At 71.4% G+C, this 20,055-nt stretch carries 13 protein-coding genes and 1 pseudogene; 1 reads left to right on the forward strand and 13 read right to left on the reverse strand.

What is annotated here, in order from left to right; translation table 11 throughout:
• Positions 1 to 92: 92 nt before the first annotated feature.
• From EV375_RS16765 to bldG, 8 genes are all read right to left on the reverse strand, one after another.
• A complete protein-coding gene (locus EV375_RS16765; RefSeq protein WP_130300145.1) occupies positions 93 to 1,304 on the reverse strand; it encodes a DNA polymerase III subunit delta' in 1,212 nt (403 codons plus the stop codon).
• A 237-nt stretch (positions 1,305 to 1,541) separates the two neighbouring features.
• Entirely contained in the window at positions 1,542 to 4,505 is a 2,964-nt protein-coding gene (gene tmk / locus EV375_RS16770) for a dTMP kinase (RefSeq protein ID WP_130300146.1), read from the reverse strand.
• Positions 4,506 to 4,584: 79 nt separating this feature from the next.
• On the reverse strand, positions 4,585 to 7,503 hold the full coding sequence (gene topA, locus EV375_RS16775) for a type I DNA topoisomerase (RefSeq protein ID WP_130300147.1): 2,919 nt from the start codon (positions 7,501 to 7,503) through the stop codon (positions 4,585 to 4,587).
• Positions 7,504 to 7,879: 376 nt separating this feature from the next.
• Positions 7,880 to 9,433, reverse strand: coding sequence for a DUF7059 domain-containing protein (locus tag EV375_RS16780; RefSeq protein ID WP_130300148.1), 1,554 nt, complete (start codon positions 9,431 to 9,433; stop codon positions 7,880 to 7,882).
• A 169-nt stretch (positions 9,434 to 9,602) separates the two neighbouring features.
• Positions 9,603 to 10,160 carry a small secreted protein gene (locus EV375_RS16785; RefSeq protein ID WP_165434753.1) on the reverse strand — a complete coding sequence of 186 codons (558 nt, stop codon included), beginning with the start codon at positions 10,158 to 10,160 and terminating at the stop codon, positions 9,603 to 9,605.
• A gap of 212 nt (positions 10,161 to 10,372) precedes the next feature.
• A complete protein-coding gene (locus EV375_RS16790) occupies positions 10,373 to 12,799 on the reverse strand; it encodes a sodium-translocating pyrophosphatase (RefSeq protein ID WP_130300150.1) in 2,427 nt (808 codons plus the stop codon).
• A 682-nt stretch (positions 12,800 to 13,481) separates the two neighbouring features.
• Positions 13,482 to 13,928 (reverse strand): ATP-binding protein, encoded by a 447-nt coding sequence (locus tag EV375_RS16795; protein ID WP_130300151.1) that lies wholly within the window; start codon positions 13,926 to 13,928, stop codon positions 13,482 to 13,484.
• 102 nt (positions 13,929 to 14,030) lie between these two features.
• The gene (gene bldG / locus EV375_RS16800; protein WP_019547857.1) at positions 14,031 to 14,372 is read right to left on the reverse strand and encodes an anti-sigma factor antagonist BldG; all 342 of its coding nucleotides are present in this window, start codon (positions 14,370 to 14,372) and stop codon (positions 14,031 to 14,033) included.
• Positions 14,373 to 14,591: 219 nt separating this feature from the next.
• Between bldG and EV375_RS16805 the strand changes: the two genes are divergently transcribed.
• A complete protein-coding gene (locus tag EV375_RS16805) occupies positions 14,592 to 17,120 on the forward strand; it encodes a DEAD/DEAH box helicase (RefSeq protein WP_165434754.1) in 2,529 nt (842 codons plus the stop codon).
• Between the two features lie 147 nt (positions 17,121 to 17,267).
• Here the strand turns inward: EV375_RS16805 and EV375_RS16810 are convergent.
• The 5 genes and pseudogenes from EV375_RS16810 to EV375_RS16830 all read right to left on the reverse strand — a co-directional run.
• Positions 17,268 to 17,501 (reverse strand): annotated as a pseudogene (locus tag EV375_RS16810) (Rv3654c family TadE-like protein); the annotation flags it as partial.
• Between the two features lie 16 nt (positions 17,502 to 17,517).
• Positions 17,518 to 17,907 (reverse strand): TadE family type IV pilus minor pilin, encoded by a 390-nt coding sequence (locus tag EV375_RS16815; protein ID WP_130300152.1) that lies wholly within the window; start codon positions 17,905 to 17,907, stop codon positions 17,518 to 17,520.
• Positions 17,894 to 18,148 carry a DUF4244 domain-containing protein gene (locus EV375_RS16820; protein ID WP_130300153.1) on the reverse strand — a complete coding sequence of 85 codons (255 nt, stop codon included), beginning with the start codon at positions 18,146 to 18,148 and terminating at the stop codon, positions 17,894 to 17,896. Before EV375_RS16820 ends, EV375_RS16815 begins: the two co-directional genes overlap by 14 nt.
• A gap of 169 nt (positions 18,149 to 18,317) precedes the next feature.
• Positions 18,318 to 19,145, reverse strand: coding sequence for a type II secretion system F family protein (locus tag EV375_RS16825; RefSeq protein WP_486588521.1), 828 nt, complete (start codon positions 19,143 to 19,145; stop codon positions 18,318 to 18,320).
• Positions 19,142 to 20,023, reverse strand: coding sequence for a type II secretion system F family protein (locus EV375_RS16830; protein ID WP_130301907.1), 882 nt, complete (start codon positions 20,021 to 20,023; stop codon positions 19,142 to 19,144). Before EV375_RS16830 ends, EV375_RS16825 begins: the two co-directional genes overlap by 4 nt.
• Positions 20,024 to 20,055: the final 32 nt, after the last annotated feature.

A 20,055-nucleotide genomic window follows, 5' to 3' on the forward strand; every position in this document is an offset into this window, starting at 1 on the left:
TACGGGTGAGGGCGCAGGGCAGTCGGCCCACGGGCCGGGACCGTCGAGCCGGACGGGCCGCACGGTACGGACGCCGGAGACCGGTGCGGCCGTCAGCCCGCCCGGAGTGTCATCGCCATCGCCTCGACGGCCAGCAGGGGCGCGACGTTGCGGTCGAGCGCCTCACGGCAATCCAGTACGGCCTCGATGCGGCGCAGGGTCTGCTCGGGCCCCGACGAGGCGGCGAGCTGCTGCACCGCTTCCGCCGCCTCCTCGTTGGCGAGCGCGACGCCCGAGCCCAACTGCCGTGCCAGTACGTCCCGGTAGAAACCCGTGAGGTCGCTCAGCGCGAGGTCCAGGGAATCGCGCTGGGTGCGGGTGGCGCGCCGCTTCTGCTTGTCCTGGAGTTCCTTCATCGCCCCGGCGGTACCGCGCGGGAGGCGGCTGCCTTCGGAGGCGCCGAGCGCGGTCCGGAGTTCTTCGGTCTCCCGTTCGTCGTGTTCCTCCGCGACTTCCTTGGCGTCCTCGGCCGCGGCGTCGATCAGTTCCTGCGCCGCGCGCAGCGCGCCGCCGACGTCCGAGACCCGCTGCGGCATGGTCAGGACGGCCGCTCTGCGCCTGCGCGCACGCTCGTCGGTGGCCAGGCGCCGGGCCCGGCCGATGTGCCCCTGGGTGACGCGTGCCGCGTATGCCGCCATGTCCGGTTCGATGCCGTCGCGACGCATCAGAAGGTCCGCGACGGCGTCCACCGGCGGCGTGCGCAGCGCGAGATGGCGGCAGCGGGAGCGGATCGTGGGCAGCACGTCCTCGGTGGAGGGCGCGCAGAGCAGCCAGACCGTGCGCGGCGCGGGTTCCTCCACGGCCTTCAGGAGCACGTTGCCCGCGCCTTCGGTGAGCCGGTCGGCGTCCTCCATGACGATCACCTGCCAGCGCCCGCCGGCGGGTGACATCTGCGCCCTGCGCACCTGTTCACGGGTCTCCTTGACGCCGATCGTCAGCAGGTCCGTCCGGATCACCTCGACGTCGGCGTGTGTGCCGACCATCGCCGTGTGGCAGCCGTCGCAGAACCCGCAGCCGGGTGCGCCGCCGAGCGCGCGGTCCGGGCTGACGCACTGAAGCGCCGCGGCGAAGGCCCGCGCCGCGGTGGAGCGGCCGGAGCCGGGGGGCCCGGTGAAGAGCCAGGCGTGGGTCATGGCGGAGCCGGACAGGGCCGCCGTCCCCTTGCCCTGCGCCTCGGCGGTGACGTAGGCGTCGGCGTCCCGGGCGGCGGCGCTCAGCTGGTCCGTCACCTTCTCCTGGCCGACGACGTCGTCCCACACCGCCATCGCTGCCCGCCCCCTTCCACACCGCTCTCACGGCTCGCCGGTATCGGCTCCGTAGCGCGAGGCACGCACACGCCGCTTGCCGGGTCACGCGTCCCACGTCCGCCGACCATTGTGGGCCACGGCACCGACAGCCGGGACAGGCGCTTCGGGTTCGCACGTGCCGACGGGCCCGTCAGACCCTCGGGCGGTGCCGGCTCACTTTGCCGCTGCCCCGCCCCGCGCCCGCCCGGCGACGGCTCACTTGCCGCGGCGCCGCCTGCGGTCCGGGTCGTCCTCGTCCTCGCCCGAACCCAGCAACTCGTCCGCGAGGGACGGCACATCGTCGAGCGGTGTCTCCTCCGCCCAGTCCGGCCGGGGACGCGAGGCGCGGCCCGTCTCCGGGTCGACCTGCGGGATCTCGCGCGTACGCTCCCGCTGCTGCTCCTCCGGACGCACCCGCGGGAGCATCGCCGTCTCGTCGTCGTGCTGCGCCTGCCCCGGGCCCCCCGACTGCCGCGCCTGCGGCATGACGTGGGTGCGCTCGGACTCGGGATCGCCGTGCTCCTCGTCGGGCTGGGGCAGCGCGGCGGTGTCGCCGTCGGAGCCGTCCGGGTTCGTGCCCCGCTCCCGGTTGCGCGCCTGCTCGGCCCGCTGAAGCGCCTCTTCGGCCAGGCGCTGCTTCTCCTGGCGGCGCTCCTCGGCCTGTGCGCGCAGCCGCGCCTCCTCCTCGGCGAGACGGCGCTGACGCGCGATCTCCTCCTCGCGGGTGCGCTCCTCGGCGTCGCGGCGCTGACGCTCCTCCTCGGCGATGCGACGCGCCTCCTCGGCCCTTCGCCGGGCCTCCTCCGCGCGACGGGCCTCCGCCTGCTGCCTCTCCAGCTCCGCGGCGCGCTTCTTGCGCTCTTCCTCATCGGCACGCAGCCGGGCCATCTGCTCCTGCCGCTCGCGCTCCCGGCGCTCCTCCTCCGCCTTGCGCGCGGCTTCCTCCTCGGCCTTGCGGCGTGCCTCTTCCTCCGCGGCCCTGCGGGCGTCCTCGCGTGCCTGGATCTCGGCGTCGGAGAGCGGCAGCACTTCGTCGAGGCGGTGGCGTACGGCCGTCGTGACCGCCTCGGGCTCCTGAGCGGCGTCGACGACGAGGTAGCGGGCCGGGTCGGCGGCGGCCAGCGTCAGGAAGCCGGCACGGACCTTGTCGTGGAACTCGGCCGGCTCCGACTCCAGCCGGTCCGGCGCCTCGGTGAAGCGTTCGCGAGCGGTCTGGGGCTGGATGTCGAGAAGCACCGTCAGATGCGGCACGAGCCCGGCCGTCGCCCAGCGCGAGATGCGGGCGATCTCCGTGGGCGACAGGTCGCGGCCTGCGCCCTGGTACGCGACCGAGGAGTCGATGTAGCGGTCGGAGATGACGATGGCACCGCGTTCGAGCGCGGGACGGATGACCGTGTCGACGTGCTCGGCACGGTCTGCCGCGTACAGCAGGGCCTCAGCCCGGTGCGAGAGTCCTGCCGAGGAGACGTCGAGCAGTATCGAACGCAGCCGCTTGCCGACGGGCGTCGCCCCCGGCTCCTTGGTGACGACGACCTCGTGGCCTTTCGCCCTGATCCACTCGGCGAGCGTCTCGACCTGCGTGGTCTTCCCGGAACCGTCGCCGCCCTCCAGGGCGATGAAGAAGCCGCTGCCGGCCGGTGCCTCCTTGGGGTGGCCGCCGCCGAGGGCGTCGAGCAGGTCACGGCGCAGCGTGATGCCCTGGCGGTCGTCCGTACGTCCGAGCACGAGCGCGGCCACGGGCAGCAGCAGCGCGCCGACCAGCATGAGCGTGAAGGCCGCTCCGCCGTGGTCGAAGACGAAGTCGCCGGTGACCACGCGGTGCGGGCCGATGAACCCCGCCGCGACGGGAGCGGCCAGGGCACCGATCCCGATGGCGATGCGGACGACGGCCTGGAGATGTTCCGTCATACGGGCGCGGTGTGCGTATTCGGTCTCCTGGTCCAGCAGGACGTGCCCCGCCTGCGCGGCCACGCCCGACGACAGGCCCGCGACGGCCATCAGCACGAGGCCGGTCGTCGCGTCCGTCACCAGACCCGCGACGAGCAGCGCGAGCCCGGCGAGACCTATGGCGAGGGCCAGCAGCCGCCGGCGGGAGAGCTGGGGAAGGATGCGGGGCGCGAGGCGGATACCCGCGGCCGTGCCGCCGGCGAGCGCGAAGACCTGCAGGCCGAAGCTGATGGGGCCGCCACCGAGGTCGATGGCGTGGAGCGCGGCGAGCGACACGGCGGACGCGACGGCCCAGGCCGTGGCGGAACCCGCGAGCACGAGCAGCGGGACGGCGCCGGTGCGGCCCTTGCCGTCGCCGGGGCCCGAACCGCCGCGGGGGCGGCGCAGACCCTCGAGCGGGGAGCGGGGGCGCGGGTTCCCGCCGTCGGGGAGCTCCAGGAAGTACACGACGGAGAGAGCTGCGGCGAAGAGCCCGGCAGCGGCGTAGGAGCCGAGGGCGGCCTGGTGGGTGTGGAACCAGCCGAAGAGCGAGCTGAGCCCGTTGCTGATCAGCGTGATGACGACGAGGCCGATGGCCGCGACGGGAAGGGCCATGAAGGTGCTGCGCAGCCACAGCCTCCGCAGCGCGTCCTGCCGGTCGGGGAGCGGCCTCACGGCGGCGCCCTCGGGCGGCGGCGCGGGCAGCAGCGCAGGGGCGGCGCTGTCCTTGGCGACCGTCCAGAAGCGCTCGGCGACGCCGAGCACGAACACGGTGATCAGGACGAGCGCGAACGCCTTCCCCGGCATCCAGTCGATCCACATGGGCGCGACGATGAGCGCCAGTGCGCGCAGCGCGTCGGCGGTGAACATGGTCCAGCGCCGGTCCAGCACGCCCTTGCCGGGGGCCAGCAGCGCCGAGAGCGGCCCGAGCAGCACGGCCCCGAACAGGAGCGTGGCCAGCAGCCGGGCCCCGAAGACGGCCGTGATGACGAGGGCCAGGCCCCGGTAGCCGCCGCCGAAGACCGCCTCGGCGCCCTCTGCCCGTACTGCCGCCGCCTGCAGCGCGAGCAGCAGCAGCACCAGCAGGGCGAGCGCGTCGCCGATCCCGCTGGTGAGGTGGGCGCTCCACAGGCGCCGGAGAGGACCGAACCGCAGCAGCGCGCCCACGGCGCGCTCGCGGGACTCCGCGGCGAGTGCGTCGTCGGGGGCGCCTGGGGTGGGGGGTACGCCCATTGGCTGATCTGCTCGCGTCATGGCGGTCAGGGTATAGGGAGCCGTCGGAGCCGTGTGTCCCAGCCCGAACAAACGGGCGGGACCAGGGCCTTACCCGGCCTTACTCTCCGGGCGGGCCGGACCCGCCGGAGTCCGCGGCCCGCTTCGTGGCGGCCGTCTTCGTTGCCGTCTTCTTCGCGGTGGTCTTCTTCGCGGTGGTCTTCTTCGCGGTGGTCTTCTTCGCCGCGGTCTTCTTCGCGGTCGTCCTGGCGGAGGTGCTCTTGGCCGTCGTCGTCTTCTCCGCGGACTTCTTGGCCGTGGCCTTCTTCTTCGTCGCCTTCTTCGCGGCCTTCTTCGCGGGGCCCTTCGCACGCTTGTCCGCGAGGAGTTCGAACCCGCGCTCCGCGGTGATGGTCTCCGGGTCGTCGTCCCGTCGCAGCGTCGCGTTCGTCTCGCCGTCCGTCACGTAAGGGCCGAAACGGCCGTCCTTGACGACGACGGGACGCTCGCTGTTCGGGTCCGTGCCCAGTTCCTTGAGCGGCGGCTTGGCGGCGGCGCGGCCGCGCTGCTTGGGCTGGGCGTAGATCGCCCGGGCCTCGTCGAGGGTGATCGTGAAGATCTGCTCCTCGGTCTCCAGCGAGCGCGAGTCGGTGCCGCGCTTCATGTACGGGCCGTATCTGCCGTTCTGCGCGGTGATCTCCTCGCCCGTCTCCGGGTCGGTGCCGACCACACGGGGCAGCGACAGCAGCTTGAGCGCGTCGTCCAGCGTGATCGTGTCCAGCGACATCGACTTGAACAGCGAGGCGGTACGCGGCTTGACGGCGTTCTTGCCGGTCTTCGGCGTGCCCTCGGGCAGCACCTCCGTCACGTACGGGCCGTACCGCCCGTCCCTCGCCACGAGCGGACGGCCGGTCTCCGGGTCGGTGCCCAGTTCGAAGTCGCCGCTGGGCTTGGCCAGCAGCTCCTTGGCCAGCTCGACGGTCAGCTCGTCCGGCGGCAGGTCGTCGGGGACGTCGGCGCGCTGGCCGGGCTCGTCCGGTGAGGGCGGCGGGCCCTCGACGTACGGGCCGTAGCGCCCGACGCGCAGCGTGATGCCCTCACCGACGGGGAACGACGAGACGCCCTTGGCGTCGATCGCGCCCAGGTCGGAGACGAGCTCCTTCAGTCCGCCCAGGTGGTCGCCGTCGCCGTTGCCCGAGTCGGCGGCGGCGCCCGGCGAGGCGTCCGGGCCGGCCTCCTCGCCGAAGTAGAAGCGGCGCAGCCACGGGACGGAGGCGGCACTGCCCGCGGCGATGCGGTCCAGGTCGTCCTCCATCTTGGCCGTGAAGTCGTAGTCGACGAGACGGCCGAAGTGCTTCTCCAGTAGCCCCACCACCGCGAAGCTCAGGAAGGAGGGCACCAGGGCCGTCCCCTTCTTGAAGACGTATCGCCGGTCGAGGATGGTGCTGATGATCGAGGCGTACGTGGAGGGGCGGCCGATCTCCCGCTCCTCCAGCTCCTTCACGAGCGTGGCCTCGGTGTAGCGCGCCGGCGGTTTGGTCGCGTGGCCGTCGACGGACAGCTCCTCCGCGGTGAGCGGGTCGCCCTCGGTGACGTGCGGCAGCCGGCGTTCGCGGTCGTCCAGCTCTGCGTTGGGGTCGTCGGAACCCTCGACGTACGCCTTGAGGAATCCGTGGAACGTGATGATCTTGCCGGTCGCGGTGAACTCGGCGTCCCGCCCGTCGCCGGCCCGTCCGCCGACCCTCACGGTCACCGACTGACCCGTGGCGTCCTTCATCTGCGAGGCGACGGTGCGCTTCCAGATCAGCTCGTAGAGCCTGAACTGCTCGCCCGTCAGGCCCGTTTCGGCCGGGGTGCGGAAACGGTCGCCGGAGGGGCGGATCGCCTCGTGCGCCTCCTGCGCGTTCTTGACCTTGCCCGTGTAGACGCGCGGCTTCTCCGGCAGGTACTCGGAGCCGTAGAGCTGGGTCACCTGGGAGCGTGCCGCGCGCACCGCGGTCTCGGAGAGCGTCGTGGAATCGGTACGCATGTAGGTGATGAAGCCGTTCTCGTACAGCTTCTGCGCCACCTGCATCGTCAGCTTCGCGCCGAAGCCGAGCTTGCGGCTGGCCTCCTGCTGAAGCGTGGTCGTACGGAAGGGCGCGTACGGCGAACGCCGGTACGGCTTGGACTCGACCGACCGCACCGAGAAACGCGTCTCCGCGAGGGCGGAGGCGAGCGCACGGGCGTTCTCCTCGTCCAGGTGCAGCACCTGGTCCGGGTTCTTCAGTTCGCCGTCGGCGCCGAAGTCACGGCCCTGAGCCACTCGACGTCCGTCGACGGAGTTGAGTCTCGCGCCGAACGTGCCCGGCTCCCCGGCACCGGCCTCGCCCTGCCCCGTCGCGAAGGTGGCCGTCAGATCCCAGTACTCGGCGGAGCGGAACGCCATGCGCTCGCGCTCGCGCTCCACGACGAGCCGGGTCGCCACCGACTGCACGCGGCCCGCCGACAGCCGCGGCATGACCTTCTTCCACAGGACGGGCGAGACCTCGTAGCCGTAGAGCCGGTCGAGGATGCGGCGCGTCTCCTGGGCGTCAACGAGTCGCTGGTTGAGATCGCGCGGGTTGCGGACCGCGTCCTGGATGGCGTCCTGGGTGATCTCGTGGAAGACCATCCGCCGCACAGGGACCTTGGGCTTGAGGACCTCGCGCAGATGCCACGCGATGGCCTCGCCCTCGCGGTCCTCATCGGTGGCGAGCAGGAGTTCGTCGGATTCGGCGAGAAGCTGCTTGAGCTTCTTGACCTGTTCCTTCTTGTCCGTGTTCACGACGTACAGCGGCTCGAAGTCGTGATTGACGTTCACACCGAGCCGCGCCCAGGACTCACCCTTGTACTTCGCGGGCACCTCCGCGGCGCCGTTGGGAAGGTCGCGGACATGCCCCACGCTGGCCTCGACCACGTAGCCAGGGCCGAGGTACCCCTTGATCGTTTTGGCCTTGGCGGGCGACTCGACGATCACGAGTCGGCGCCCGCCGTTTGCGGGCTCGCGGGTCGGGGACAACTTCTCGCTCTTCTCTCCGGTCGGCGTACGGCATCGCTGTCGCTGCGGAGTGTGACGGTACATCCCGGCTCCGTGTCAAACGGGAAAACTCCGCAACGCAACTCGAACGGTAACCCGACATCCGTGGGTCCCGCCGCCCGATACCGCCCGGTCCTCATGCCGAGGACGCCGCCGGACCACCCGTGATGAGCGAAATCAGGCCGAAAATACGATCACAGTCGACTGTGCGGTGTATGCCGGGCGGTGCTCACCGAAGGCCGCCGCCGTCGTCCGCACGGTCGCGGCCACGGGCCGGCCCGCCCTCCCTCGTCCGGCCCCCGTTGCTCGTCCTGCCGCGGGCGCGGCCGGTCCCGGTGGTGCAGCCGGCCCCGGTGGCTCAGCCGGCCTGCGCGTCCGCCTCCGCCGGCAGCAGGAAGCCCTGCTCGACCAGCAGGCGGATCGCGCTCGGCGTGCGGTCGCGGAGCATCACCGGGTCCTCCCCGACCAGCTGCGCGATGGCGTCCAGGATCCGCCAGGCCGGCAGCGACCCGTCGCACACTCCCGCGAAGCCCGCGCCGACGGTGTCCACCTTGGTGGCCCGCCGCATTCCGCGCTGCTGGCGCAGCAACACGTGTTCCGGGTCCTCGGCGCCGGGCATCCCGACCTGCTCCTGGACCACACCGTCGGCCAGCCGGAAGTGGCAGTCCAGCAGTGCCGCGTCGTCGGTCGCGCGCAGGAAGTCCTGACGCTCGAAATGCTGAACCACCTCGCCGCCCAGCGGCTGTTCGACGGGGTGCGGCCACTCCTCCACGACGACCGCGGGCTCCCGCGCGCCGCTCCTCCTCAGCGTGATCCAGCCGAACCCGACCGCCGTGGTGCCCCTGCGCTCGAACTCGTCCAGCCATTCGTTGTAGCGGGCCTCGTACTCGGCCGCTCCGGCCCGGTGGTCACCGGCGTCCCGCAGCCACAGCTCCGCGTACTGCGTGACGTCCTGAACCTCTCGCTGCACGATCCACGCGTCGCAGCCCGAGGGCACCCAGGAGCGCAGACGCTCGCGCCAGTCCTGCCCCCGCGGATGCTCCCAGTTGGCGAGAAGCTGGCAGTAGCCGCCCTCCGCCAAGTGGTCCGCCGCGTTCTCGACGAGGGTCCGGCACAGGTCGTCGCCCGACATGCCGCCGTCCCGGTAGGTCAGCCGGGCTCCCGGGGAGATCACGAACGGCGGGTTGGAGACGATGAGGTCGTACGGCTCGTCGCCGGCGACCGGTTCGAAGAGCGTCCCCTCACGCAGGTCCACCCCGGATGCTCCGGAGAGCGTGAGGGAGAGCCCCGCGACGGCGACGGCACGCGGGTTGAGGTCGGTCGCGGTGACGCGGCCGGCGTGCTGCGCCGCGTGCAGGGCCTGGAGCCCGGAGCCGGTCCCGATGTCGAGCGCCCTGCCCACCGGCCTGCGAACCGTGATGCCCGCCAGGGTCGTCGACGCACCGCCCACTCCGAGGACGACGTCCCTGCCGTGCGTGCCCTCCGGCGTCCCGGCGCCGGAGGCACCGCCCACGGAGCACCCGAGGTCGGCGACGATCCACCAGTCCTGACCCTCGGGCCCGCCGTAGGGCCGCACGTCGACCGTCGCACGCACCGCCTCGCCGTCCCCGGCGTCGGGCGCCGGCACCAGCCAGCCGTCCTCAAGGGCGTCGTCCAGAGGCAGGGCCTCCCGCGCACGCTCGCGCGGGACGCCCTGCCGGAGCAGGAACAGCCTGACGAGCGTCTCCAGAGGGCTCGTTCCGCGGGTGGCCCGCAGCGCCGGCACCGTCTCGCTCCGTGCGAGGGCGGCGTACGCGGGACCACCGAGCAGATCCAGCAGGCCGTCGGCGGTGAAGTTCGCGGCGCGCAACGCCTCCCTCAGCCTGCCGGTGCGATCGGGGTCTGCTACGGGGAGGCGCTCGCTCGTACTCACGCCCCCATTGTGACGCCCCGGCCCGGACGGGTGCGCCGCCCCGTACGGCCGGAACGGATTGCCCGGAAGGACCCCGGAACGGGTGGTCCCGGAACAGGGCCCGGAACTGGTCGTCCCAAGGGCCCGGAACAGGGGCCCGGAACAGACGACCCCGGAACGGCCCGCGGGATCACACGCCCGGTGCGTCCCCGGAGCGCTTGCACCCCTTCTGGTTGGCCATCGCCTTGCCGACCTCGCCGGCCTGGAGCTTGCTCAGCGCCTTGTCGCCGCTCTTGCCGAGCGTGTCGAGCTGGGTGGCGACGTCCTGCAGGCCCTCGGCGAACTTCGACTGGTCCTTGGTGTCCAGGCCGTCGACCGTCTTCTGCAGCTGGCCGTACTTGGCCGAGATGTTGCGCAGTTCGTCCACCGCGTCGGCGTGCAGCTTCTCGCCGTCCTCGACGGGCGGCGGGCCGGCGTTGTCCACCGCGGAGGCGAGGGACTTGTACGCACCGGAGATCTTCTCGAAGGCGGCGGCGTCGGCCTTCTTCACATCGGCGGAGGAGTTCTTCTCCTTGGATGCCTCGTTGATGGAGGCGTTGGCCTCCTGGATCTTCTTGACCTGGGGCTGCACGCCGTCGCAGACCTTCTTGGCCCACTCGTCGGCCTGCGCGCTGTCGTCGCTGCAACCGGTCAGCGCCAGTGCGAGCGCCGCGCCCCCGGAGAGTGCGGCCGCAAGTTTCTTGTTCACCGGATCGGTCCCTTCCGTGGCTGTTCGGCCCGGAACATACACGCCCTTGAACCAGCGGCGGCGAGCCGGGGGAGAAATATGTGCGGCATTGAAGCCATTTGCACCACCCTGCCGACCGGTGTGTAGTACCCCACAACACAACAGTGGGGCGGGCAGAGCGACAACGCGCTCTGCCCGCCCGTCTGTTGAAGGAATGTGACCCTGTCAGGACCTCAGGAGGCCGCTACCGGGTCACTCGGCTTCGCCGTGCGCTCCGTCTCGTCACCGGTGTCACCGCTCCCGTTTCCCGTGTCACCGTCGCTCATGGCGATGCCGCGGCGCTTGGAGATGTAGACGGCACCGATGATGATTCCCGCGGAGACGAGCGCGACCAGGGTGCGCACACCCACGCTCGCCTCGCTCCCGTGGGAGTACTGGATCACGGCGGGCGCGATCAGCAGCGCCACGAGGTTCATCACCTTCAGCAGCGGGTTGATGGCCGGGCCCGCGGTGTCCTTGAACGGGTCGCCGACCGTGTCGCCGATGATCGTGGCCTCGTGGGCCTCGCTTCCCTTGCCGCCGTGGTGCCCGTCCTCGACGAGCTTCTTGGCGTTGTCCCAGGCACCGCCGGAGTTGGCCAGGAAGACCGCCATCAGCGTGCCCGCGCCGATCGCGCCAGCCAGGAACGCCGCCAGAGCCCCCGCTCCGAAGGTGAAGCCCACCAGGATCGGCGACAGCACGGCCAGCAGACCGGGCGTCGTCAGCTCCCGAAGAGCGTCCTTGGTGCAGATGTCGACGACACGCCCGTACTCCGGCTTCTCGGTGTAGTCCATGATTCCGGGCTTCTCGCGGAACTGCCGCCGGACTTCGTAGACCACCGCACCCGCGGAACGCGACACCGCGTTGATCGCCAGCCCCGAGAAGAGGAAGACGACCGCCGCGCCGAGCATCAGCCCGACGAGCGTGCTGGGCTGCGCGATGTCGAGGAGCTGCAGCATCTTGCTGCTGCTCTCGCCCGCCTCGCTCAGCGCGCCGACGAGCTCCGTCCGGTACGAACCGAACAGCGCCGCCGCGGCCAGCACGGCCGTGGCGATGGCGATTCCCTTGGTGATCGCCTTGGTGGTGTTGCCCACCGCGTCGAGGTCGGTGAGCACCTGGGCGCCCGCGCCCTCGACGTCGCCGGACATCTCGGCGATGCCCTGCGCGTTGTCGGAGACCGGACCGAAGGTGTCCATGGCGACGATGACGCCGACCGTGGTCAGCAGACCGGTGCCTGCGAGCGCAACGGCGAAGAGCGCCAGCATCACGGTGCCGCCTCCGAGGAGGAAGGCGCCGTAGACGCTCAGACCGATGAGCAGAGCCGTGTAGACCGCCGACTCGAGGCCGATGGACACGCCCGAAAGGATGACGGTGGCCGGACCCGTCAGCGACGTACGGCCGATGTCCCGCACGGGCTTGCGGTTGGTCTCGGTGAAGTAGCCCGTCAGCTGCTGGATCACCGCGGCGAGCACGATGCCGATGGCCACGGCCACGATCGCCAGGACCCGCGGGTCGCCGCTGTGGCCCAGGATCTCCTGCGCATCGTCGCCCCCGACGCCCTTCAGGTCGGCGTAGCTGGAGGGGAGATACGTGAACGCCGCGATGGCGACCAGGACCAGGGAGATCACCGCGGAGATGAAGAAGCCGCGGTTGATGGCGGTCATGCCACTGCGGTCCTTGGTGCGCGGTGCCACCGCGAAGACGCCGATCATGGCCGTGATCACGCCGATGGCCGGAACCAGCAGCGGGAACGCGAGACCGTCGTTGCCGAAGACGGCAGTGCCCAGGATGAGCGCCGCCACCAGCGTCACGGCGTACGACTCGAAGAGGTCGGCCGCCATGCCCGCGCAGTCGCCGACGTTGTCGCCGACGTTGTCCGCGATGGTTGCCGCGTTGCGCGGGTCGTCCTCGGGGATGCCCTGCTCGACCTTGCCGACGAGGTCGGCGCCGACGTCAGCGGCCTTGGTGAAGATGCCGCCGCCGACACGCATGAACATCGCGATGAGCGCTGCGCCGAGGCCGAAGCCCTCCAGCACCTTGGGGGCGTCCGCGGCGTAGACGAGCACGACACAGGCCGCGCCCAGCAGGCCGAGACCCACCGTGAACATGCCGACGACGCCACCCGTGCGGAAGGCGATCTTCATGGCCTTGTGCGAGACCTTGGTCAGATCCGCGGGAGGCTCGCCCTCTCCGGGGGTGGCCTCACGGGCGGCCGCGGCCACACGTACGTTGCTGCGCACCGCAAGCCACATGCCGATATAGCCGGTGGCCGCGGAGAATGCCGCTCCCACCAGGAAGAACAACGAGCGCCCTACGCGCTGGCTCATGTCATCGGCAGGCAACAGGAACAACAAGAAGAAGACGACTACGGCGAAAATGCCGAGGGTGCGCAACTGCCGGGCCAGATAGGCATTTGCGCCTTCCTGCACGGCAGCAGCGATCTTCTTCATGCTGTCGGTGCCCTCGCTCGCGGCGAGTACTTGACGGACCAGCACGACGGCGACGCCGAGAGCTGCCAGGGCGACCAGAGCGATCACGATGACGAGACCGCGATTGCCACTGGTCAGCATGGCATCAGCGAGGTGCTGGTGGTTCTGGGATGGGCTGAGGTGCCCCGCCATTCGTCCTCCTTGACGCTTGGCGCAGGGGCGCGCGGTTCGGTGGCCGGCTCCTGCTTGCAAAGATGTGGACGGATTGTAGGGATCAGCTCCAGAACAAGACAGTGCACGTTTTCGGCGATCCGCCACCGACCGCGGAGATCAAATGGAGTTCGTGTGGCGAATTCGCTCGCACGAGGGAGCTTTACAAAAATGTTGACGATGTAAAAAATGATCGCTGCGACAGCCCCGCAGGCCCCATTTTTCACATCAAATCAGTTCAGGGAATCTCCCTTCCCCGCGGGTCGAGGACCTCCGGGGATGCCGCACAGCGCTGGGACAGATGTGACGCATGTGGTCTGTGAGGCGATCCGGGAGCGCTTGATGAAGATCCCGCAACATCTTGCTACCGCTTCGGCAGTGGCCCCCTGGAAAAGGTCGAAAGGCCTGGTCAAAGCGCTGGAGGCGGCATGCGGGCCGCATGGTGACGAGATCACGGACGTTTCCGCGGACTACCGCCGGGGGTTCGCCCACCTGCGTCGCGGTCCTGCTGCGGAATCCCCCGAGACCCCGACCCGGACTCCGGCCGCGACCGACGGTGGACCGGGCGGCTCTCCGTCCGGGCTCCTGCGCGTCGTGCCAGGCGTCGTGGCCGCTGCGCGACCGGCACCGTGAGCAGCGAGCCGGCAGGCGAAGGCCGGCCCGGTCAGGGCAGCACCGGCTCCGGCGCCACCGGCCAACTCATGCGGATCAGCCCGCCGTTCCCGTCCGCGGTCACCTCGACGTCGTCGACGAGACCGCTGATCACCGCGAGGCCCATCTCGCTCTCGGCCTCCTCGTCGTCGGCCGGGCCGGTGGACGGCGGCATGGAGGCACCGGCATTGCCGTGTGCGGTGGCTGGTGTGGGGGTCTCGTCACCGACCTCGATGGAGAACTTCTTCTCCTCCTCGATGAGCGCCACGCGCACGGGGCTTTCGACCCCGTGGAGCACGTGCAGCCCGACCGCGCGCGAACAGGCCTCGCCGACGGCGAGCCGGACCTCGTCGAGCACGGCCTCGTCGACTCCCGCACGCCGCGCGACCGCGGCGGCCACCAGCCTCGCCGTACGCACATGCTCCGGCAGCGCACTGAATCGGAGTTCCACGATGGCCATGCCATCCCCCTCGAACTTGCCTTGAACACATTCCCGGGCACCGGGCTCCAAGAGCCCGGCACCTCCAAGTCGTTCCGGTATCCGGTCCGCGTCCGGCGGACGTCAGTCGGTCGCCGCGACGGCCTCGTCCACGGAACCGTGGATCGGGAACACCTTGGTCAGACCGGTGATACGGAAGATCTTGAGAATGCGCTCCTGGTTGCACACCAGGCGCAGCGAGCCTTCGTGAGCACGCACCCGCTTGAGCCCGCCGACGAGCACACCCAGCCCGGTGGAGTCCAGGAAGTCAACGCCTTCCATGTCCACGACGAGGTGGTAGCTCCCGTCGTTCACAAGCTCGACCAGCTGCTCGCGCAGCTTGGGCGCGGTGTATACGTCAATCTCGCCACCGACCTCGACGATCGTTCGATCGCCTACGGTCCGGGTCGACAGGGACAGGTCCACGGATCCTCCAGCACCTTGCTATCGAGTCGTCCACCAACTGAGACATCCCGGCCGGGAAAGGCCGGGACAGCAGGCGGATCGGCAGCCGCAGAAGCATTCAATCACTTACCGGCCTGCGTGCACGACGCCTTGCTGTCTTTGTGCGTCGCGCAGGTGACACCGCCGCAGTCCACGGCCGGCCGACCCCAGCCGGCCGGCACGAGCGTACGCTCACCTGCTGTGTCCTCCCGCAACGTCCCCGAAAGCGATCCCCGATCGGTGCTCGCACGACTCACCGCCGGGGACGGCCGGGCTGCGCGTGTCACCCATACGGAGCACTTGCCCCCGCGGGTCGGCCGCCATGCCGCCTGGCCCGAGCGGATACGGCCCGAAGTCGCCGACGCCGTACGGGAGTCGGGCATCGAGCGCCTGTGGGAGCACCAGGCGCGCGCCGCGCGGCACGCACTGCGCGGAGAGTCAGTGATCATTGCCACAGGCACCGCGTCCGGCAAGTCCCTCTCGTATCTCATGCCTGTGCTCAGTTCCCTCCTCGACGGGGCGGACGGGGCGGCCCGGGCGGACGCCGGCAGGAGCAGCGGTGCGGGCGACGGTACGGAGACTTCCACCGAGGGCGCGGGGCGGGGGAGCACCTCGCGGGACGGTGCCCGTACCGAAGGCGGGACGGGGCCCGAGGGCGAAGCCCGGCACCGGGACGAAGCAGGGCCCCAAGCCGGCAAAGGGCGGCGGCGGAACGGAACCGGAGGCCGCGGAAGGACCGCCCTGTATCTGGCACCGACCAAGGCACTCGCCGCCGACCAGCGCCGCGCCGTCAGCGAACTTGCCGCACCGCTCGGGACAGCCGTGCGCGCCGCCGTCTTCGACGGGGACACACCCGTCGAAGAGCGCGAGTGGGTGCGGGTCTTCGCCAACTACGTGCTCACCAACCCGGACATGCTGCACCGCGGCATACTCCCCGCCCACGCCCGCTGGGCCTCCTTCCTGCGCTCGCTGCGCTATGTCGTCATCGACGAATGCCACACCTACCGCGGGGTCTTCGGCTCCCACATCGCCCAGGTCCTGCGGCGATTGCGCCGGGTGTGCGCGCGTTACGGCTCCGACCCCGTCTTCCTCCTCGCTTCCGCGACGGCCGCCGACCCGGCCGAAGCGGCGACCCGCCTGACAGGGGTCCCCGTGACCGAGGTGACGGAAGACACCTCCCCCCGCGGCGAGTTGGTCTTCGCCCTGTGGGAGCCGCCGCTCACCGAGATGGAAGGCGAACGCGGCGCCCCCGTCAGGCGCACCGCGACGGCCGAGTCCGCGGAACTCCTCACGGACCTGGCCGCTCAGGGCGTACGTACCGTCGCATTCGTACGCTCACGACGCGGAGCGGAACTCATCTCACTCATTGCCAAGGACCGACTCGCATCCTTGGACCGCGCGCTGAGCGACCGGGTCGCTGCGTACCGGGGCGGCTACCTCCCCGAGGAGCGCCGTGCCCTCGAACGCAGCCTGCACAGCGGCGAACTCCTCGGTCTCGCCGCCACGAACGCCCTGGAACTCGGCGTCGACGTGTCAGGCCTGGACGCGGTTCTGATCACCGGTTATCCCGGGACTCGGGCGTCCGTGTGGCAGCAGGCAGGCCGTGCGGGCCGAACGGGAGAAGGAGCCCTCGCCGTCCTGGTCGCCCGCGACGATCCCCTCGACACGTATCTCGTCCACCACCCCGATTCGCTGTTCAGAACGCCCGTCGAGTCGACCGTCCTCGATCCGGACAACCCTTACGTCCAGGCTCCCCACCTCTGTGCCGCGGCCTCCGAGATCCCGCTCACCGAGGCCGACTCCGAACTGTTCGGCCCCGGCTTCACCGGACTCCTGAGCCAGCTCGAGGAGCGCAGGCTCCTTCGCCGCCGCGGTGGCTCCTGGTACTGGACGCTCAAGGAGCGTGCCTGCGACCTCGCCGACATCCGCGGCTCGGGCGGCACACCGGTGCAGGTCGTCGAGGACGGCACCGGCAGGCTCCTGGGCACCGTCGACGCGGGCGCGGCCCACACCACCGTCCACGAAGGAGCCGTACACCTGCATCAAGGGCGCACCTATGTGGTCCGGCAGCTGGATCTCGAGAACTCCGCGGCCCTGGTGGAGGAGGCCGCGCCTCCCTGGACGACGATGGCCAGAGACACCACTTCCGTCGCCGTGCTGGAGACGGACGAGGAAGTCCCCTGGGGCGACGCCCGGTTGTGCTACGGCACCGTCGAGGTGACCAATCAGGTCGTCTCCTATCTGCGCCGCCGCATCATCACGGGCGAGGTCATGGGCGAGACCAAACTCGACCTTCCCCCGCGCACTCTTCGCACCCGGGCCGTCTGGTGGACCCTCACCGAGGACCAGTTGGAGTCGGCCGGGATCGAGCCCTCGGTGCTCCCCGGCGCACTGCACGCCGCCGAGCACGCCGCCATCGGTCTGCTGCCGCTCTTCGCGACGTGCGACCGCTGGGACATCGGTGGGGTCTCCATCGCGCTGCACCCCGACACCCTGCTCCCCACCGTGTTCGTCTACGACGGGCAGCCGGGCGGCGCCGGTTTCGCCGAACGGGCCTTCCGCACGGCGCGCCAGTGGCTCACCGCCACACGGGACGCCATCGCCGCCTGCGAGTGCGAGGCCGGATGCCCCTCCTGCATCCAGTCGCCCAAGTGCGGCAACGGCAACGACCCCCTGCACAAGCGCGGAGCCGTCCGTCTCCTGACGGAGCTGCTGGCCTCCGCGGCCTGAGGCCGGCGGCAGTCGTGCCGCACGAGCAGCGGAGACCTCGCTGCCGGCGTCCCGGACGACCGCGCCTCCACCGAGCACTGCATCGGCCGGCCCGGCGCGGGCCCGCACCGTCGGGGCGTAGAACCCGAACCGCACCCGCGCGGATACGTCCGCGACTTCACCGGTGACCGCGCACCGCACGAGCCGGGCATCCTGAGCGCGGGCGACCTCCTCGGCAGCGGCACACGCCCTGGCCCGTCCTTCGAGAGCGCGGTCGGCGGCGGCCAAGGCCGACAGGTCGGCGACGCCTCCCGCACGATGACGGGCGGAGACCGCCTGCCCGAGGCCCAGCACCACCGAGACCGCCGCACACAGCACCACTCCGCTGAGGGCCGCCCACACCGTGGCTGAGCCCCGGTCACCCCCTTTCAAGACCGGCGACCCCCGTCCCGTCCTCGCCGGCAACCCCCGTCGGTTCCTCGGACATGGCCACCGCCTCGGCGTCGAGGCCGAGGGTCAGCGGGCCCGGACCGGCTGTGCGCGCGTGTACGCGGACACGCACCAACCGCCCCTCTCGCGCCGTCTTCACCGCGGCTCCGTGGGGCGCCGCCGACAACGCTGCCGACCGCACCGCTGACTCCTCCTCACCCCGCGCGGCCGCCCGGGCCCCCGCCCTCGCGCCGTCGACGCACTGGATGTGTGCCGCCGCGGCCATGACGCCCCACAGGAGCATCCCGAAGAGAAGCACGAGGGCGGGAACGACAACTGCGGTCTCGGCCGTCACATAGCCGTCCTCAGAAGCGGGCATGAAGAGCCCTCTCGACCACTTGCTGAAGCTCGCCGCTGACCGCGCCGCTCGTCACGACCTTGTAGAGCACCGCGGCAAAGCCGCACGCGGCGATGGTCCCCACCGCGTACTCCGCCGTGCTCATGCCCGCGTCCGAAGTCAGTTGCCCTCCGGCTTCCCGCACCCTGCGGCGGACGGTGGCGGCCAGCCGTACGGTCCTCAGGCGCGCGGCACATGCGGCGTCACGGAATGTCCCGGACATGGTTCCCCCTGCTGTCGTTGCTCTCTTGAGCCACTGGTGTTCGGCGTTCGTGTTCTGCCGGCGGTCTCGCTCTGCCGGCGGTCCCGTTCCGCTGCCTTTGCCGAGGCGTAGCCGGTCCCCTTCGGTTGCCGGTCTGCCGCGGCTCTGCGTCCGCTGCCAGGCGCCGCATTCACAGCAGCGACCCCGCGAGGCCCATCACGACTGGTGCGACCCCGACCGCGAGAAAGGCCGGGAGGAAGCACAGACCCAGCGGGCCGGTCACGAGAACCGCGGCCCTCCGCGCCCGGGCCGAGGCATGGCGTGCCCGACGGGCACGGAGCTCCCCCGTCAGCCGTGTCACCTGGGCCACAGCCGGTGCTCCTGCCGTACCGGCCCGTTCCATGCTGCGGACGAAGCCCTCGCTGCCCGGCAGGGACGCGAAGTGCGCCCACGCCGCGGCGGGTTCCGCTCCGAGCCGCAGCTCCGTGGCGGTACGGATCAGGCGTATGCCCACAGGCCCGCCCAGCGAGCGACCGACCGCGTCGGCAGCCTGGTCCGGGCCGGAACCGGCTGCCAGGCAGGCCGCCATCAACTCGGCGGCCAGCGGCAGCTGTTCGGCCGCCGCGCTCGCTTCTGTCGTCTCGTCCGCCGACGCCCCGGTTGCCTCCTGACGGCGCATCCACCACCTCACGCCGAACGCACCCGCTCCCGCGACGACCCATCCGGTGACTCCGCCGATCACGACCACCGCGAAGGCGGTGACGCCCAGCGCCGCCCCGGCCTCCCGCAGTCCGCGGCGTCTGCCCGTACAGGCATGCCGGCCAACGATCCCGCGAAGCAGGCGCCGGCCCCTGCCGGGCGGCTCGACGCCGGCTGCCGACAGCAGTTCCCGCGTCCGCTGCCGCACCGTGCGGGCCCGCCACAGCTCCCGCGCGGAACCCGCCATGCACGCTCCGCTGCCCAGCAGCGTCAGCCACATCAGCGTCTCCGTGGGGATTCCGTAGTACGCCGCGTTCAAGCCCCCTCCTCTCCGCGCCGCACCCCGCCCGAGCGCTGCGCGGTCCGTACGAGCCGGGCGACCCAGGCGATGCCCGCCCACTCCAGAAGCCCGCCGACGACGAGACAGAGCAGCCCGGCCGTGCTGTGCAGCAGAACCCTCACGGGAGCCGCACCCATGGCAGTGCCCAGCAGCAGCCCGAAGACCGGAAGCAGCGCGAGCACGACGGCCGTCGAACGAGGCCCCGCCAGCAAGGCCCGCAGCTCCTCGCGCTGTTCACGTTCAGCCCGCAGCGCGTCGGCGACCTTGTCGAGGCCGGTGGCCAGGCCCGCCCCGCCCTCGACGGCGACCTGCCAGCAGGCCGCGACGCCTCGGAGCCCTTCCGCACCGGGACTTCGGGCCGCTTCCCGCAAGGCCCCAGGGACGTCGCCGCCGAACCGGGCTGCCGCCAGCACGGCCGCACCGGCGTCCCCCAGCTCCCTCAGCGCGATGCCTCCCACCGAGAGCAAGGCCCGGTCGGGCTGGCGGCCCGCCCGCAACTCGCCCGAGACCGCCGCGCAGAGCTCGATCACGGCAGCGGCCCTGTGGTCGTTCGCCTTTCCGCGCTCCCGCTTTCCGAGCAGTCTCCGTACGACGGGCACGGCAGCGGCGCCGGCCACGAGCGGAAGCCAGGATTCACCCAGCAGCCCGAGCACCGCACCGCCCAGCACGCAACACCACGCCTGACCGGACGGAGTCCCGAGCCGGGCACGTAAGAACTCGGCGAGGTCGCCCGGGCGCAGAGGCCGCCGCGAGCTGGGCTCCGCCGCGCGGCCCGCCCCCGCCAGCATCAGCCTCGCCCGCCGTACCCCGTCGTCCCGCCCGGACATCAGCCAGGCCGCCGCCCCCGCACACACCATCGCCGCATACACCGGGGCCGACTCGACGGCGG

The sequence above is a fragment of the Streptomyces sp. CNZ301 genome (assembly GCF_004217425.1).